This is a genomic window from Hydrogenophilus hirschii (assembly GCF_054656675.1).
In genome coordinates, this window is sequence record NZ_BAAHXQ010000001.1 from 237,703 (window position 1) to 252,666 (window position 14,964).

14 protein-coding genes and 2 tRNA genes are annotated in these 14,964 nt (G+C 62.1%); 13 read left to right on the forward strand and 3 right to left on the reverse strand.

What is annotated here, in order from left to right; genetic code table 11:
* Nucleotides 1-148 precede the first annotated feature (148 nt).
* From ACYQ4Z_RS01250 to ACYQ4Z_RS01270, 5 genes are all read left to right on the forward strand, one after another.
* Complete coding sequence (locus ACYQ4Z_RS01250) at nt 149-1,414, forward strand: IS256 family transposase (RefSeq protein WP_287683922.1); 1,266 nt, start codon at nt 149-151, stop codon at nt 1,412-1,414.
* Nucleotides 1,415-1,584: 170 nt separating this feature from the next.
* Nucleotides 1,585-1,660 (forward strand) — tRNA-Thr (locus ACYQ4Z_RS01255).
* Nucleotides 1,661-1,680: 20 nt separating this feature from the next.
* Nucleotides 1,681-1,773 (forward strand) — tRNA-Ser (locus ACYQ4Z_RS01260).
* A gap of 29 nt (nt 1,774-1,802) precedes the next feature.
* Nucleotides 1,803-2,003 (forward strand): DUF2905 domain-containing protein, encoded by a 201-nt coding sequence (locus ACYQ4Z_RS01265; protein WP_119334524.1) that lies wholly within the window; start codon nt 1,803-1,805, stop codon nt 2,001-2,003.
* Between the two features lie 44 nt (nt 2,004-2,047).
* Nucleotides 2,048-2,635: a YqaA family protein gene (locus ACYQ4Z_RS01270; RefSeq protein WP_219972264.1), complete on the forward strand. Its 588-nt coding sequence runs from the start codon at nt 2,048-2,050 to the stop codon at nt 2,633-2,635.
* 85 nt (nt 2,636-2,720) lie between these two features.
* Here the strand turns inward: ACYQ4Z_RS01270 and mutL are convergent, their stop codons facing one another.
* Entirely contained in the window at nt 2,721-4,631 is a 1,911-nt protein-coding gene (gene mutL / locus ACYQ4Z_RS01275; RefSeq protein WP_219972263.1) for a DNA mismatch repair endonuclease MutL, read from the reverse strand.
* Nucleotides 4,632-4,688: 57 nt separating this feature from the next.
* Here mutL and purN point away from each other — a divergent pair, with 57 nt between their 5' ends.
* The 7 genes from purN to argF all read left to right on the forward strand — a co-directional run bounded on the left by purN (nt 4,689) and on the right by argF (nt 12,708).
* The gene (purN, locus tag ACYQ4Z_RS01280; protein ID WP_219972262.1) at nt 4,689-5,360 is read left to right on the forward strand and encodes a phosphoribosylglycinamide formyltransferase; all 672 of its coding nucleotides are present in this window, start codon (nt 4,689-4,691) and stop codon (nt 5,358-5,360) included.
* Nucleotides 5,357-6,088 carry a DUF3108 domain-containing protein gene (locus ACYQ4Z_RS01285; protein WP_219972261.1) on the forward strand — a complete coding sequence of 244 codons (732 nt, stop codon included), beginning with the start codon at nt 5,357-5,359 and terminating at the stop codon, nt 6,086-6,088. The genes purN and ACYQ4Z_RS01285 overlap by 4 nt, the downstream gene beginning before the upstream one ends.
* Nucleotides 6,072-7,385 (forward strand): RsmB/NOP family class I SAM-dependent RNA methyltransferase, encoded by a 1,314-nt coding sequence (locus tag ACYQ4Z_RS01290; RefSeq protein WP_219972260.1) that lies wholly within the window; start codon nt 6,072-6,074, stop codon nt 7,383-7,385. Before ACYQ4Z_RS01285 ends, ACYQ4Z_RS01290 begins: the two co-directional genes overlap by 17 nt.
* 52 nt (nt 7,386-7,437) lie before the next feature.
* The gene (locus ACYQ4Z_RS01295) at nt 7,438-8,439 is read left to right on the forward strand and encodes an oxidoreductase (RefSeq protein WP_459859793.1); all 1,002 of its coding nucleotides are present in this window, start codon (nt 7,438-7,440) and stop codon (nt 8,437-8,439) included.
* 46 nt (nt 8,440-8,485) lie between these two features.
* Nucleotides 8,486-10,381, forward strand: a complete 1,896-nt coding sequence (locus ACYQ4Z_RS01300) for a propionate--CoA ligase (protein ID WP_459859795.1) — start codon at nt 8,486-8,488, stop codon at nt 10,379-10,381.
* 194 nt (nt 10,382-10,575) lie between these two features.
* Nucleotides 10,576-11,781 (forward strand): aspartate aminotransferase family protein, encoded by a 1,206-nt coding sequence (locus ACYQ4Z_RS01305; RefSeq protein WP_459859797.1) that lies wholly within the window; start codon nt 10,576-10,578, stop codon nt 11,779-11,781.
* 3 nt (nt 11,782-11,784) lie between these two features.
* Nucleotides 11,785-12,708: an ornithine carbamoyltransferase gene (gene argF, locus ACYQ4Z_RS01310; protein ID WP_119334533.1), complete on the forward strand. Its 924-nt coding sequence runs from the start codon at nt 11,785-11,787 to the stop codon at nt 12,706-12,708.
* A 2-nt stretch (nt 12,709-12,710) separates the two neighbouring features.
* On the opposite strand, the gene ACYQ4Z_RS01315 is transcribed toward argF, so the two are convergent.
* On the reverse strand, nt 12,711-13,220 hold the full coding sequence (locus ACYQ4Z_RS01315) for a hypothetical protein (RefSeq protein WP_459859798.1): 510 nt from the start codon (nt 13,218-13,220) through the stop codon (nt 12,711-12,713).
* Nucleotides 13,208-13,597 carry a nucleotidyltransferase domain-containing protein gene (locus ACYQ4Z_RS01320; RefSeq protein WP_119334535.1) on the reverse strand — a complete coding sequence of 130 codons (390 nt, stop codon included), beginning with the start codon at nt 13,595-13,597 and terminating at the stop codon, nt 13,208-13,210. Before ACYQ4Z_RS01320 ends, ACYQ4Z_RS01315 begins: the two co-directional genes overlap by 13 nt.
* Before the next feature lie 74 nt (nt 13,598-13,671).
* Here ACYQ4Z_RS01320 and ACYQ4Z_RS01325 point away from each other — a divergent pair, with 74 nt between their 5' ends.
* Nucleotides 13,672-14,904, forward strand: a complete 1,233-nt coding sequence (locus ACYQ4Z_RS01325) for an argininosuccinate synthase (protein WP_119334536.1) — start codon at nt 13,672-13,674, stop codon at nt 14,902-14,904.
* Nucleotides 14,905-14,964 lie beyond the last annotated feature (60 nt).

A 14,964-nucleotide genomic window follows, 5' to 3' on the forward strand; every position in this document is an offset into this window, starting at 1 on the left:
TTGATTCGATCGCAGGGGTTGGGGTGCGTTCATAGTTTTTCCTTGTCGAGCTATGCTCGAAACTGGTGTACGGAGTGATTGAAAAGGGCGGCGTACTCTGCTGAAATCGGTTTTACCGAACTGATGAACAGCAAAGGAGCACGCCACCATGAGTAAAGATAACATCGTTTCTTTGTTGATGCCAGGGGGTATCGAGGACTCGTTGACGGAGTTGCTGCGCAATGGCGCCAGGCGACTGATTCAGCAAGCGATCGAGGCGGAGCTGGCCGAGATGCTGGCAAAGTATGAGGGGCAGACAGACGAACAGGGGCGCCGTGCGGTGGTTCGCAATGGTTATCTGCCGGAGCGGGAAATTCTGACCGGCGTAGGACCGGTAACGGTGAAGGTGCCGAAGGTGCGCAGCCGTGGGAAGGAATCGGTGGTATTTCGCTCCTCACTGGTGCCGCCGTATGTGCGCAAGGCCCGTCGGGTGGAGGCCGCTCTGCCGTGGCTCTACCTGAAGGGCATCTCGACCGGCCAGATGAAAGAGGCCCTGGAGGTGCTCGTCGGCCCCGAGGCAAAAGGGCTGTCTGCTTCGGTGATTGGCCGCCTGAAACGGGAGTGGGAAGCGGAATATACCGAATGGTGCCAGCGGGACATGAGAGGGGTGCGCTGGGTTTATTGGTGGGCAGACGCCATCTACAGCGGCCTGAGGGCCGAGGGCCAGAAGCTGTGCGCCCTGGTGATCATCGGCGTCAACGAATGGGGCGAGAAACATTTTCTGACCATCGAGGATGGCATTCGGGAATCGACCCAGAGCTGGCGGGAGGTGCTGCTGGGGCTGAAGCAGCGCGGCCTTGATGTGCCGCCGAAACTGGCAGTAGGCGACGGCGCCTTGGGCTTCTGGGCGGCGCTCGAGGAAGTGTATCCCGAAACCCGTCACCAGCGCTGCTGGGTGCACAAGACGGCCAACGTACTGAACTACCTGCCCAAAGCCGTTCAGCCCAAGGTCAAGAAAGCCTTGCAGGAGATCTGGATGGCCGAAGACCGGGCATCAGCCCACAAGGCCTTCGACCATTTCGTTGCGACATACCAAGCCAAATACGCGAAGGCGGTGACCTGCCTGGAAAAGGACCGGGAGGCCCTTCTGGCCTTCTACGACTTTCCGGCCGAACACTGGGTGCATATTCGCACGACCAATCCCATTGAGTCGGCCTTTGCCACGATTCGCCACCGGAGTGACCAGGCCAAAGGCTGCGTGAGCCGAAACACCCTGCTGGCAACGTTGTACAAACTGGGAATGAGCGCACAGAAACGCTGGCGGCGGATACGAGGGTTCAACTACCTTGCCAAGGTTGTCGAAGGAGTAAAGTTCAGGGACGGAGTGGAAGTCAATGACAAACGCGAAACCGACGAAAGCAGGAACGCCGCCTGATCAGGTCATACACCAGATTTGACTATAGCTCTCTGGTTCTTCTTGCATCGTCCATAATGTTATGCTGAATTGGCTGTTCTGTCTTTGCGCCAGATCAATGTCACTGCGATCGCGTGCGTCTCCACATGCGTTGTTTTTGCCAACGGTTTTTTGTTATAATTTCTTTCTGCGCCGTTGTAGCTCAGCTGGTAGAGCAACTGATTCGTAATCAGTAGGTCGGCGGTTCGAGTCCGCCCAACGGCACCATAGCACAGCCTATGGGATGCGGAGAGGTACCGAAGTGGTCATAACGGCGCCGACTCGAAATCGGATGGTCGGGTAAAACCGGCACGCGGGTTCGAATCCCGCCCTCTCCGCCAATCTTTCCGCTTGCCAATTGCGATGAGCAATGCAAAAGCTCCTATTCTGGCTGGGTGTTGCGCTCATTCTGCTTGCGCTCCTATATCCGTGGCTGAGTAAATTGCCCTTCGGGCGTTTGCCGGGGGATATCGTAGTCGAGAAGGAGCATTTCACCTTCTACTTTCCGATCACTACGAGCATCGTGGTGTCGCTCCTCCTTTCGCTCCTCTTCTGGTGGTGGCGCAAGTAAATGCGGGTTAGAATCGCGGGCGTTTCGGGTCACGGAAGGTTGTGATGCGCCTCTTTTCTTCCTGGTACGCGCGCGTGATGCAGTGGGTGCGCCACCGCCGTGCGCCTTGGTTCCTCGCTTTGCTCTCCTTTGCCGAATCGTCTTTCTTCCCCATCCCTCCGGACGTGATGCTCGCGCCGATGGCGATGGCGCAGCCGCAGCGGGCGTGGCGCTTGGCACTGTTGACAACGGTGACCTCGGTATTGGGCGGATTGTTCGGCTACGCGATCGGGTGGGGGGCATTTGGCTTGATCGAGCCGTGGCTGCAAACCTCTCGCTATTGGGAGGCGTATCAGACGGCACACCGCTGGTTCGCGGAGTGGGGCGTCTGGGCGGTCTTCATCGCAGGGTTTTCGCCGATTCCTTATAAAGTTTTTACGATCGCCGCCGGGGTGCTGCAGATGGCGCTCATGCCGTTCACGATCGCGTCGTTCGTGGGCCGCGGGGCGCGCTTTTTCCTCGTTGCCGGGCTCATGGCGTGGGGCGGTCCCCGTTTGGAGGCGACGCTGCACCGTTGGGTCGACCGCATCGGCTGGGCAATGGTCGGGTTGGTCGCCGTCGGTCTCGGGTGGTGGTATTGGACGAAGGGGTGACCTGGGTCGGGAGGGTGCCTTGCCTCCGTTCCCGGTGAGGCTTGGTGTGCGGGGGTGACACTGCGGCGCGGTGGATCTTTGCCACCTATTGGCCTCGTAAGAAGAGGGCGTCCAGTGCGGCGAGCGGCAGTTCGATCCAAGTGGGGCGCCCGTGGTTGCACTGGCCGCCCCGTTCGGTCGCTTCCAGATCGCGCAACAGCGCATTCATCTCGTCATGAGTGAGCGCGCGGTTTGCTCGCACTGCGCCATGACAGGCTACGCGAGCAAGGAGCGCGTCCCGCCGCGCGGTGACCGCGTTGCTGGTGGGGGCATCGCGCAAGGTTTCGAGGAGTTCGGCAACGAGCGCGGGGATTTCCCGCGGCGCGACGAATGGCGGATGGGTGCGCACGGCGATCGTCTCGGTATCGAGCAGCGATGCTTCGAGCCCCAGCTGTGCCAACGTGACGCGGTGTTCGGTGAAGGTGGCGAGCGCCGCGCCGTTCAGCCGAACGGGGACGGGGTGCAGGAGCGGTTGCGCGGGAAGCGCCGCTTCGTCGTAGTGACGTTTCAGCCGTTCGTAGAGGATGCGTTCGTGTGCGGCGTGCATATCGACGAGCACGAGCCCGCGGCGGTTTTGCGCCAAAATGTAGATGCCATGCAGTTGCGCAAGCGCGTAACCCAGCGGGGGCTCCGTCGCAGACGGTTCGACGGGGGGCGGTGAGGGGGCTGCCACCTCAGGCGCCGCGTGCTCGTGCGCAGGGGCGAGCGGGGGAAGCGCGCCGGGCGGGGTCGTGGGTGCGGGGGTGGCGGTTTCCGATCGCGCGGTGTTTGCGTCTACAAAGGCGTGCGCGGCAAAAGCCAGGTAGCGGGCGTTGGCGCTGTCGCGCACGGTCGATGTGCCAAACGGCAGCCGTTGCTGGGCGGCCGGGGACGAAACGATGGCGCGGGTCGCGGGCGCTGTTGCGCGCTCCGTAGCAAGCGGAGGTTGCGTTTTACCAGCAGCTTCGGTGGCCTCGGTGCCGAGTGGCTGCGGGAATACCACCGTTGGTGCCAGCGCTTGCGCAATCGCACCGTTTACCAAGCGGAAGATGGCGTTGGGGTCGCGAAAGCGCACTTCGCTTTTTGCCGGATGGACATTGACGTCGACGAGTTCGGGCGCGACGGTGAGAAAGAGCACGTAGCTCGGTTGGCGGTGGCCGTGCAAGACATCGTGGTAGGCTTGGCGCACGGCTTGGGCGAGCAGCCGGTCGCGAACCGCTCGACCATTCACGAAGAGGTATTGAAGCGCCTGGCGCGCGCTTTTCCGGGCGAAGCGGGGCTCGATCACCCAACCCAGGAGTTGCGCGGCGGGGGTTTCGGCGTGTGCCAAGCGCCATTCGGCGGGGTCAGTGTGAAAAAGCGCCAAAAAGCGGGCTTCAGCAGATTGGGGCGCAAGCCGCCACACCAGTTTGTCGTTGTGGGTGACTTGCCAAGCCACCTGTGGGTGCGCAAGCGCCAGCCGCCGCGCGGCTTCGATCGCGTGGTGCGCTTCGGTCTGCGGCGTTTTCAAAAATTTGCGCCGCGCGGGGACCGTATCGAACAGGGCGCGGCAGTCCACCTCGGTCCCAGGAGCCATCGCATATGGAGTGAGCTCGCCACTGCGGGCATCGAGCTTCATGCCGTGCGGCGCTTCACGGGGGCGGGACGCGATCGTGAGGTGGGTGACCGCGGCGATCGCCGCAAGCGCTTCGCCGCGAAACCCTTTGGTGGTGACGGAGAGGAGCGCCTTGAGCGAATCGATCTTGCTCGTAGCGTGGCGAGCTACCGCGAGCGGGAGTTCCGAAGCGGGAATCCCACAGCCGTCGTCACGGACGCAGACCCGTTCGATACCGCCCGCTTCGAGGTGGATCGCGATTTCGGTGGCGCCGGCGTCGAGGCTGTTTTCTGCGAGTTCTTTGACGATCGACGCCGGCCGTTCGACCACTTCGCCTGCGGCGATCTGGTTGATGAGGGTGTCGGGCAGAAGCTGGATCGGCATCGCCTGATTGTACGACAGGTGTACAATCGAGCGAAGCACGGACGATGAGGAGCGGCAATGGCTGCGGAGAAGCGCTTAGTGATCTTGATTTCGGGGCGGGGGAGCAACATGGAGGCGATCGTGCGGGCGCAGATTCCCGGCGCGACGGTTGCTGCGGTGATCAGCAACCGGCCCGACGCCGCGGGGTTGCGCTTCGCACAACAGCATGGCATCGCCACCGAGGTGGTCGATCACAAGGCGTTCCCGACGCGCGACGCGTTCGATGCGGCGCTTGCCGAGCGCATCGACCACTATCGGCCCGATCTGGTGGTGCTCGCGGGGTTCATGCGCATTTTGGGCGAAGCGTTCGTTCGCCGCTACGAAGGGCGAATGATGAATATCCACCCGTCGCTCCTTCCAGCGTTTCCCGGCTTGCACACCCACGAGCGCGCGATTGCCGAAGGGTGTCGGGTGCATGGCGCAACGGTCCATTTCGTCACGCCGGCGCTCGACCACGGGCCGATCATCGTTCAAGCGGCGGTGCCGGTGTTGCCCGAGGATACGCCAGAGACGCTCGCCGCACGGGTGTTGCGCGAAGAGCACCGTATCTATCCGCAAGCGATCCGCTGGTTCGTCGAAGGTCGGATCTCGCTGACCCCGGAGGGACGAGTCGTGGTGGCGCAGGCGCGCTTTCCCGACACCGCCTTGCATGTGCCAGCAACGACGGAACGCGAGGAAGCACACATATGACGATCGGGTGGCGTGGGCATGGCCGGTGGGTGGCGCGTTTAGTGGCGCGGTTGGTGATGTTGCTCTGTGCGGTGGTCGCATTCGGAAATGCGGCACACGCGGCGTTCGATCTGCCCAGTGAGGGGCGCGCCCAGTACACGGTCAAAAAAGGGGGGGTGCCTCTGGGGACCGCGCGCTTGGAATGGCAGGTTGCGTCGGATGGGCGCTATCGCATCGTCCTCGCGTCCCAGACTACCGGGTTGGCTGCGCTCTTGAGCAACTATTCGGAAACCCGGGTGAGCGAAGGGCGCGTGGTGTCTGGGTGGTGGGTGCCCGAGCGGTCTTTGCGCGAGCGGCCAGGAAAGGACGATGAGGTGATCGCGCGTGCCGGGGACGCGGTCGTGGTTACCCGGAAAGGACGTACGCTGCGCTACGCAGCACCAGCGACGGCTCAGGATTTTTTGAGCCTTCTTTTGTCGTTACCCGCGCGCGCCGCAGCGGGAAAACCACACGGCAAGACGGTACTGCTTGGGGTCAAGCGCGCCAAAACCATCACCTACCGCGTCGCGGAAACGCAATCGGTGACGTTGCCGGACGGGCGGACGGTTCCTGGGTTGGCGTTCCAAGCTGAAACCGAAAATAAGGATTGGCAGGTGACCGTCGAGTGGCAGGTCGCACCGATCGTCCGTTTGGTGCGCCTGAACATTCACGGGGAAGAGGGTGATTTTGCCTATGAACTTACGCGCTGAATGGCATCCGCAACGGGTGCAGGCCGTGGTTCAGGCGCTATCGGAAGCGCTGACCTTTGCGGCACCGGCAGACAAGGTGCTTTCGGCGTTTTTGCGCGCCTGGCCCCGGTTGGGGCAGCGCGATCGCGCATGGGTTGCCGAAACCTATTACGGCGTGATTCGCCACTATCGCCGCCTCACCGTCTGGGCCGAGAGTACCGCGCCGCGCCATCTCCTGCTGGCATGGTTGGTGGTGGGACGAGGCGTTTCGGTGGCGCAACTGGCGCCGCTCCTCCGGCGAGAAGAGGGGGAGTGGTTGGCGCAGCGCAAAGCGGCGATTGCGGGCTACGCCTGGCGTGACGCCGAACGGCTGAGCATGCCCGATTGGTTGTGGGCACGGCTCGTGACCGCGTATGGGGTGGAGGAAACGCAGCGCATCGCGTCGAGTATGCTCCAGCCAGCGCCGCTCGATCTGCGGGTCAACACCCTCAAAGCGAAGCGCAGCGACGTGATGGCTACGTTCATGGCCGAAGGGCTCGAGGCGCACGAAACGCCTTGGTCGCCGTGGGGCGTGCGCCTGGCTGAAAAGGTGGCCTTGCAACGCCATCCGTTGTACCGCGACGGTATCGTCGAGGTGCAGGACGAAGGGAGTCAGTTGGTCACCCGGTTGGTCGCACCCAAGCGGCGACAGACGGTGGTCGATTTCTGCGCGGGCGCCGGCGGCAAGACGCTGGTGTTGGCCGCGCTGATGGTCAATAGCGGCCAGATTTACGCGTGCGATGCGATCGCAAAGCGCCTCGCGGGTTTGCATCCCCGTTTGACGCGTGCAGGCGCAACGAACGTCCAACCGATGGCGATCGCCGATGAGCACGACCCAAAGCTTGCCCGGCTGGCGGGAAAAGCCGACCGCGTCTTGGTCGATGTGCCGTGCTCCGGGATCGGAACATTACGCCGTAATCCCGATTTCAAATGGCGCCAAACGGAAGCCACGGTGGCGGCGCTCACCGCGCAGCAAGCGAGCATCCTAGCGGCGGCGGCCCGGTTGGTGAAGCCAGGCGGGCGGCTGATCTATGTCACCTGTAGCATCCTGCCCGAAGAGAACGACCGCGTGGTGCAGACTTTTCTCGCGGCGCACCCTGCGTTCGCGCCGCTGCCATGGAACGAATTGACCGCGGATTGGCAGCACGGTACGCACGGCACCGCGTTCGTCAATGGCCCGTGTCCAACCGATGGTGTGCCCGAAGCGGTACGGCTTTTCCCCCATGTTCATGGTTGTGACGGCTTTTTCGCGGTGGTGCTCGAGCGCCGTTCCGTCTAGAATAGACAAGGTTTCGAGCCATTCTTTTGTTGACACACAGAGGAGTAGTGTGATGAGTGAGACCTTTACCGCATTGATGATTCGGGAAAACCCGGAAGGGGGGGTGCGCGCCGCGTTGGAGTCGGTGCCGTTTTCAATGCTCGACCCCGGTGAGGTGCTCATTCGGGTTCACTATTCGAGCATCAACTACAAGGATGCGTTGGCGGCAACCGGTAAAGGGAAGATCATTCGGCGTTTTCCCTGTATCGGCGGGATCGATCTCGCCGGAACGGTGGTCGAGTCGAGCGACGACCGTTTTCGGCCCGGTGATGCGGTGATCGCGACGAGCTACGACATCGGGGTGTCGCACCACGGGGGCTATGCCGAGTATGCCCGGATTCCCGCGAAGTGGATCGTGCCGTTGCCTGCAGGCCTCGATCTCTTCGAAGCGATGGCGTTGGGTACCGCGGGCTACACCGCAGCACTGGCGGTCGAGCGGATGGAACACGAAGGTTTGAAGCCGGATGCGGGACCCGTGGTGGTGAGCGGCGCGTCGGGTGGTGTCGGGATGTTGGTGATCCAGATGCTGGCGGGCCGGGGGTATCACGTGGTTGCGCTCACGGGTAAACCCGAAGAGGCCGAGCAATTGAAAACGCTGGGGGCAGCGGAGGTGCTCGATCGCAACACGATCGATTTCGCGGCGACGCGGCCGCTCGAAAAAAGCCGCTGGGCGGGTGCGGTCGACAACGTCGGCGGCCCGATCCTCCACTGGATGTTGGCGACGATGAAACAGGCAGGTACGGTGGCGTCGATCGGTAACGCCGCGTCGCCGAAGCTCGAAACCACGGTCTTCCCCTTCATCTTGCGCGGTGTGAGTCTCTTGGGGGTCGATTCGGCCTACACCGACTTCCCATTGCGCGGTAAGGTGTGGGAGCGGTTGGCGACCGACCTCAAACCGAAACACCTCAAAGCGATCACGCGCGAAGTGCCGCTCACGGCGCTACCCAAGATTTTCGACGAATTCATTTCCGGGAAGGCGAAAGGACGCACGGTGGTTCGTATCAGTGATGAATGATGCATAATTATGGCTAGTCTTGTTGTGCGTTCGAGGGAGGGAAGCCATGGGGGCATACGAAGCGTTTTACCGCCGTTCGATCGAGGAACGCGACGCTTTTTGGGCGGAGGAGGCGAAGCGGATCTACTGGCACAAAGCGCCGGAAGTAATCTGCGACTATTCGCGGCCGCCGTTCGTCAAATGGTTCAAAGGGGGGGAGACCAACCTCTGCTACAACGCGGTCGATCGCCACGCCGCAGAGCGCCCGAACGACACGGCGCTGATCACCGTTTCCACGGAAACGAACGAAGAGAAGCGCTATACCTTCGCGGAACTGCAGCGCGAGGTGGAGCGCATGGCTGCGATCTACCTCAGCCTGGGCGTTCGGAAAGGGGATCGGGTGCTCATCTACATGCCGATGATTCCCGAAGCGGCGTTTGCGATGCTCGCGGCGGTGCGCATCGGTGCGATCCATTCGGTGGTCTTCGGTGGTTTTGCGTCGGCGTCGCTCGCCACCCGCATCGACGACGCGCAACCGAAGATCATGATCACAGCCGACGCCGGAATGCGCAATGGCAAAGCGGTTCCCTATAAGCATCTGGTGGACGAGGCGTGTGCGTTGGCCAAAACGCCGCCCGAGAAGGTGGTGATCGTCGACCGTGGGCTCGACAAAGGGTTTCCGCGGATCGAAGGGCGCGACCTCGATTACGCGACCCTGCGCGCGCAGCATCTCGATGCTTCCGTGCCGGTGGCGTGGGTCGAATCGACCCATCCCAGCTACATTCTCTATACCTCCGGCACTACCGGTAAGCCCAAAGGGGTGCAGCGTGACACGGGCGGTTACGCGGTGGCGCTCGCGGCGTCGATGGACTACATCTTCTGCGGCAAAGCCGGCGAAACGATGTTCGCCACTTCCGACATCGGCTGGGTGGTCGGTCACAGTTACATCATCTACGGGCCGCTTCTGGCGGGCATGGCGACGATCCTGTACGAAGGGACACCGTTGCGCCCAGACCCGGGAATCTGGTGGCGGATGGTCGAGCAATACCGTGTCACTGTGATGTTCTCCGCCCCCACCGCGATTCGGGTGCTCAAAAAGCAGGATCCGAAGTATTTGAAATGTGCCGATCTCTCCAGCCTCAAGCATCTGTTCCTCGCTGGCGAGCCGCTCGATGAAACCACACACCAGTGGATCCACGAAGCGCTGGGCAAGCCGGTGATCGACAACTACTGGCAAACCGAAACCGGTTGGCCGATGCTCGCGATCTGCCGCGGGATCGAAGAAAAGCCCATCAAGTACGGTTCGCCGGGGTTTCCGGTCTATGGCTACAACCTAAAGATCTTCCGCGAAGACGGCACCGAGTGTGGGCCAAACGAGAAAGGAATTGTCGGTGTCTTGCCACCGCTGCCGCCGGGGTGTCTGAGTTCGGTGTGGGGAGACGAAGCGCGCTTCATCAGCTCCTACTTCAGCCTCTTCAAAGAGCCGCTCGTCTATTCGTCGGCCGATTGGGGCATCAAGGACGAAGCGGGTTACCACTTCATCCTGGGGCGCACCGACGACGTGATCAACGTGGCGGGGCATCGTTTGGGAACGCGCGAAATCGAGGAGGCGGTGCAATCACATACCGCGATTGCCGAAGTGGCGGTAGTTGGCGTACATGACGAAGTGAAGGGACAACTGCCGGTTGCATTTGCGGTGGTCAAAGACCCGACGCTGGTGGAAACCACGCAAGCGCGACAGAAGCTCGAAGCGGAAGTGAAGCAAAAAGTGGACGAACTCTTGGGCGCGATTGCTCGACCGCACCGCGTCTATTTCGTCTCCGGTTTGCCCAAGACCCGCTCCGGCAAGATGTTGCGCCGTTCGATCCAAGCGCTCGCCGAAGGGCGCGATACCGGCGACCTCACGACGATCGAAGACCGTTCCGCGCTCGACCAGATTGCGGAAGCGCTCAAGACGCAGTGAGCGGCGCGCGCTCGGCGCCGCGTTGAGTCGCGTGCGGTAACGCGCACCGCTTGGGGCTGAAGCCACAAGCGGTGCGTTCTTTTTCGAGGGGGCGATAAGCGGATCGGTTGGGTATTCGCGGTTGCCGCGCTAAAATGCCCGTTTTGGGGAACCCAGAGTTGGGGTTCCCTCTTTTCGTTGGGGAAGGAATGGCAATGACCCATCTGATGAACACCTACGCCCGCCTGCCGGTGGCGTTCGCGCACGGGGCGGGGGTCTGGCTCACCGACGAAGTCGGGAACCGTTATCTCGACGCCCTTGCGGGTATCGCGGTCTCGACCTTAGGGCACGCCCATCCGCGCCTTGCGGAAGCGATTTGCGCCCAAGCCAAAAAGGTGCTCCACACCTCGAACCTCTATCGCATTCCCGCGCAAGAGGCCTTGGCGGAACGCCTCTGCGCGTTGAGTGCGATGGAGGAGGTTTTCTTCGCCAATTCGGGCGCGGAAGCCAACGAAGGGGCGATCAAACTCGCCCGCCTTTATGGCCATCGGCGCGGCATTGCGCGGCCGAAGATCGTCGTGATGGAGCAGGCGTTTCACGGACGGACGCTCGCCGCGCTTTCGGCAACCGGTAACGTCAAAGCCCAGCAGGGTTTCGAGCCGCTCGTCGAAGGGTTCGTCCGGGTCCCGTTCGGTGATCTCACTGCGCTGACGGCTGCACTCGCCGATTCCGACGTCGTCGCGGTGCTCTTCGAAGTGATCCAGGGAGAAGGCGGGATTCGCCTCGCCGCGCCCGAGGTCGTGCGGGCGATCCGGGAGATCACCGCGGCGCGGGGCGTGTTGATGATGTGCGACGAGGTGCAGTGTGGCGTTGGGCGCACTGGCCATTGGTTCGGTTGGCAGTGGGCCGCTGCGGCGCTGGGGGTGGCGCCGGAGGCGCTGGCACCGGACGTGATGACGCTCGCAAAAGGGCTCGGTTCCGGCGTACCCCTAGGTGCGCTCCTGGCACGGGGGCCTGCCGCTGGGGTTTTCGGTCCGGGAAATCATGGATCGACGTTTGGCGGCAATCCCTTGGCGTGCGTCGCCGGGCTCACCACGCTCGCGGTGATCGAGGAAGAGGGATTGCTCGCGAACGCGGCGGCACGCGGCGCGCAACTCAAGAACGCACTGCAACAGGCGTTTGCTGACCTTCCCGCGGTTCAGGAGGTGCGCGGGGAAGGACTGATGATCGGAGTGGTGCTCGACCGCCCCTGTGGTGCCTTGGTGCGGACCGCGCTCGAGGAGGCGCGGTTACTGATCAACGTGACCGCCGAGCGGGTGATACGCCTTTTGCCGCCGCTCGTCATTTCGGAAGCTGAGACGGAGGAGATCGCCGCGCGGCTGGTGCCGTTGGTGCGGCGATTCGTGAGGGGAGGGGAATAGACGATGCCAGCGGTCCAACACTATTTGCAATTCCGCGATTTTTCCGCGGACGAATATCGTTACCTCTTCGATCGTGCAGCGTGGATCAAGCGTAAGTTCAAGCAGTACGAACCGTGGCATCCGCTCTTCGATCGCACGCTGGTGATGATCTTCGAAAAAGCGAGCACCCGCACCCGCCTTTCGTTCGAAGCGGGGATTCAGCAGTTGGGTGGCTTCGCCGTCTATCTCAATACCCGTGACTCACAGCTTGGCCGCGGCGAACCGGTCGAGGACGCGGCGGAGGTGATCTCCCGGATGAGCGATCTGGTGATGATTCGCACCTTCGAGCAGGCGATCGTCGAGCGCTTCGCGGCGCGTTCGCGGGTGCCGGTGATCAACGGGCTCACCAACGAATTCCACCCGTGCCAGGTGATGGCCGATATCTTCACTTTCATCGAGCACCGCGGTGCGATCCAAGGCAAGACCGTGGCGTGGATCGGGGATGCGAACAATATGTGCAACACCTGGTTACAGGCGGCGGAAGTGCTCGACTTCAAAGTGAACGTCTCGACCCCGCCCGGCTATGCGGTCGATCCGGCGGTCGCGCAAGTCACTCCGAACGGCCACTATGAGTGTTTTGCCGATCCGATGGACGCGGCGCGTAACGCCGACCTGATTACCACCGACGTCTGGACGTCGATGGGGTTCGAAGAGGAGTCCGAAGCGCGGCTCCAGGCGTTCCGCGACTGGCAGGTCGACGCCGAAATGATGGCTGTCGCCAAACCCGACGCGCTTTTCATGCACTGCTTGCCCGCGCACCGCGGCGAAGAGGTCACCGCCGAGGTGATCGATGGCCCGCAGTCGGTGGTCTGGGACGAAGCGGAAAACCGGCTGCACGTGCAGAAGGCGCTGATGGAGTACCTGGTGCTGGGACGGATGGAAGGGTAGGGTCAGCACGGTGTTACCGATTTCGCCGCCGAAGGGGGAAGTTGCGCCCGCCAGTGGGCCAGAAGCGCAAGCATCGCATCCGCGGCGGCGACCGTTGCTTCCCACACGGCCCAGCGCGCCTCGGGGTGATCCGGGTATTCGTGGGTGATGCGGTTGCGCAAAGCGCGCCAGGTCAGCCAGGTATCGGCCTCCAGAAACCCGAGCTTCTCTAAGCGGTTGAGGCGGTCGCGCATTGCCATCGTCTCGATGGGTTCCGCAAGTACCTCGAGCGTGGCTGGGATCAAGCGTTCGCCCACTGCGTCTTGGAGTTTCAGGAATCGAAAAAGGATCTGATCAAGAAGGCGAAGCCGCTGCGCGTCACTTTCGACGACCTCGGGTTGGCGTTCACAGGCGGGAAGCGCAGACCAGTCGGCGAGCGCTGCTTTGAGCACTGCGGCCTGCCGATCGATTTCAGCCCATGCGGCGGTTAACCGCAGCTGGGGCAACGCGTAGGGGTCCTTTATAACCGACACAACTCGATTCCTTCTTCGGCAATGCGTCGCAGTATTGGAGACGAAGGGGTCTCTGGGGTAACGATCACGATATCGATTTTTTGTTCGTCAAGGATGGCTGCCAATCGTGCCCAGAAGCGGTTGGCAAGCGCTACCCGTTCCGAATGGCTCAGACGCACGGGTACGTGCAAGCAAAGGTCGATGTCTCCGCCGCGTCTCCCTGGGTCGGTGCGCGATCCGAAGAGTATGACACGGCTTGCTGGCGGCAAGAGTTGTGCCGCTGCGGTAAGAATCGCACGCCGCTCGGCTGGACTCAGGCGCGGTAAATCCTGTTTCGCAGGATGCGCCCGTAGGGCGCCATCCCGCGCAGAAGATTGGGTGGTTTGAGCGAATGTCATGCGCCAATGATAGAATAATTACCCATACTTGACAATTTTCCCTTTTGGTTGCAACGACAGGAAAACACCCAAAAATGAGCGACGTGCGCAAAGTGGTGCTCGCCTACTCCGGTGGGCTCGATACCTCGGTGATTCTCAAATGGTTGCAGGATACCTATCGCTGTGAAGTGGTGACATTCACCGCCGACCTTGGGCAGGGTGAAGAGCTGGAACCTGCGCGGCAAAAAGCGTTGGCGTTGGGGATCAAGCCGGAAAATATTTTCATCGACGATCTGCGCGAAACGTTCGTGCGCGATTTCGTCTTCCCAATGTTTCGCGCCAATGCCATTTATGAAGGCGAATACCTGTTGGGGACCTCGATTGCCCGTCCGCTGATCGCCAAGCGCCAGATCGAGATCGCGCGAGCGACCGGAGCCGACGCGGTTGCGCATGGCGCGACGGGCAAAGGGAACGACCAAGTACGTTTCGAGTTGGGGTACTACGCGCTGATGCCCGAGATCAAAGTGATCGCGCCGTGGCGCGAGTGGGATCTCAACTCGCGGGAAAAATTGCTCGCGTATGCCGAAAAGCACGGGATCCCGATCGAACAGAAACACCGCGAAGGCGGTGCCCCTTATTCGATGGACGCGAACCTGCTCCATATCTCGTACGAAGGCCGCCACCTCGAAGATCCGACCGCGGAACCGGAAGCGTCGATGTGGCGTTGGACGGTCGCGCCTGAAGAGGCACCGGACACGCCTGAGTACGTCGAACTGACTTTCGAAAAGGGCGATCTGGTCGCGATCGACGGCGAACGGATGCGACCGCACGAACTGCTCGCGAAGCTCAACGAATTGGGCGGTAAACACGGTGTGGGGCGGCTCGATCTGGTGGAGAACCGCTACGTCGGGATGAAGAGCCGCGGCTGCTACGAAACTCCGGGCGGGACGATCCTGCTGAAAGCCCACCGCGCGATCGAGTCGATCACGCTCGACCGCGAAGTGGCGCACCTCAAAGACGACCTGATGCCGCGCTACGCCGCGCTTATCTACAACGGCTACTGGTTCAGCCCCGAGCGGCAAGCGTTGCAGGCGCTCATCGACTTCACGCAGCAGACGGTGAATGGTTGGGTGCGGGTGAAGCTCTACAAAGGGAGCGTGATGGTGGTGGCGCGCGACTCCGCAACCGATTCGCTCTTCGATCCGACGATCGCGACCTTCGAAGACGACCGCGGCGCGTACAACCAGAAGGACGCCGAAGGGTTCATCCGGCTCAACTCGTTGCGGTTGCGCATCGCAGCGAAATTGGCGGCAAAACGGCGTCGCTGACTGCCAACGCGAGTAGCGGCCCCCGGTGCGACAACATGAGGTCATGAAGCGCGAGAAACG

Excerpts from the sequence above, each read along its gene's own strand:
- ACYQ4Z_RS01305 (WP_459859797.1), top strand. The coding sequence starts at position 10,576 with ATGACCCATCTGATGAACACCTACGCCCGCCTGCCGGTGGCGTTCGCG.
- ACYQ4Z_RS01285 (WP_219972261.1), top strand. The coding sequence starts at position 5,357 with ATGACGATCGGGTGGCGTGGGCATGGCCGGTGGGTGGCGCGTTTAGTG.
- mutL (WP_219972263.1), bottom strand. The coding sequence starts at position 4,631 with ATGCCGATCCAGCTTCTGCCCGACACCCTCATCAACCAGATCGCCGCA.
- ACYQ4Z_RS01295 (WP_459859793.1), top strand. The coding sequence starts at position 7,438 with ATGAGTGAGACCTTTACCGCATTGATGATTCGGGAAAACCCGGAAGGG.
- ACYQ4Z_RS01325 (WP_119334536.1), top strand. The coding sequence starts at position 13,672 with ATGAGCGACGTGCGCAAAGTGGTGCTCGCCTACTCCGGTGGGCTCGAT.
- ACYQ4Z_RS01290 (WP_219972260.1), top strand. The coding sequence starts at position 6,072 with ATGAACTTACGCGCTGAATGGCATCCGCAACGGGTGCAGGCCGTGGTT.
- argF (WP_119334533.1), top strand. The coding sequence starts at position 11,785 with ATGCCAGCGGTCCAACACTATTTGCAATTCCGCGATTTTTCCGCGGAC.
- ACYQ4Z_RS01270 (WP_219972264.1), top strand. The coding sequence starts at position 2,048 with ATGCGCCTCTTTTCTTCCTGGTACGCGCGCGTGATGCAGTGGGTGCGC.
- ACYQ4Z_RS01320 (WP_119334535.1), bottom strand. The coding sequence starts at position 13,597 with ATGACATTCGCTCAAACCACCCAATCTTCTGCGCGGGATGGCGCCCTA.
- ACYQ4Z_RS01250 (WP_287683922.1), top strand. The coding sequence starts at position 149 with ATGAGTAAAGATAACATCGTTTCTTTGTTGATGCCAGGGGGTATCGAG.
- purN (WP_219972262.1), top strand. The coding sequence starts at position 4,689 with ATGGCTGCGGAGAAGCGCTTAGTGATCTTGATTTCGGGGCGGGGGAGC.
- ACYQ4Z_RS01265 (WP_119334524.1), top strand. The coding sequence starts at position 1,803 with ATGCAAAAGCTCCTATTCTGGCTGGGTGTTGCGCTCATTCTGCTTGCG.
- ACYQ4Z_RS01300 (WP_459859795.1), top strand. The coding sequence starts at position 8,486 with ATGGGGGCATACGAAGCGTTTTACCGCCGTTCGATCGAGGAACGCGAC.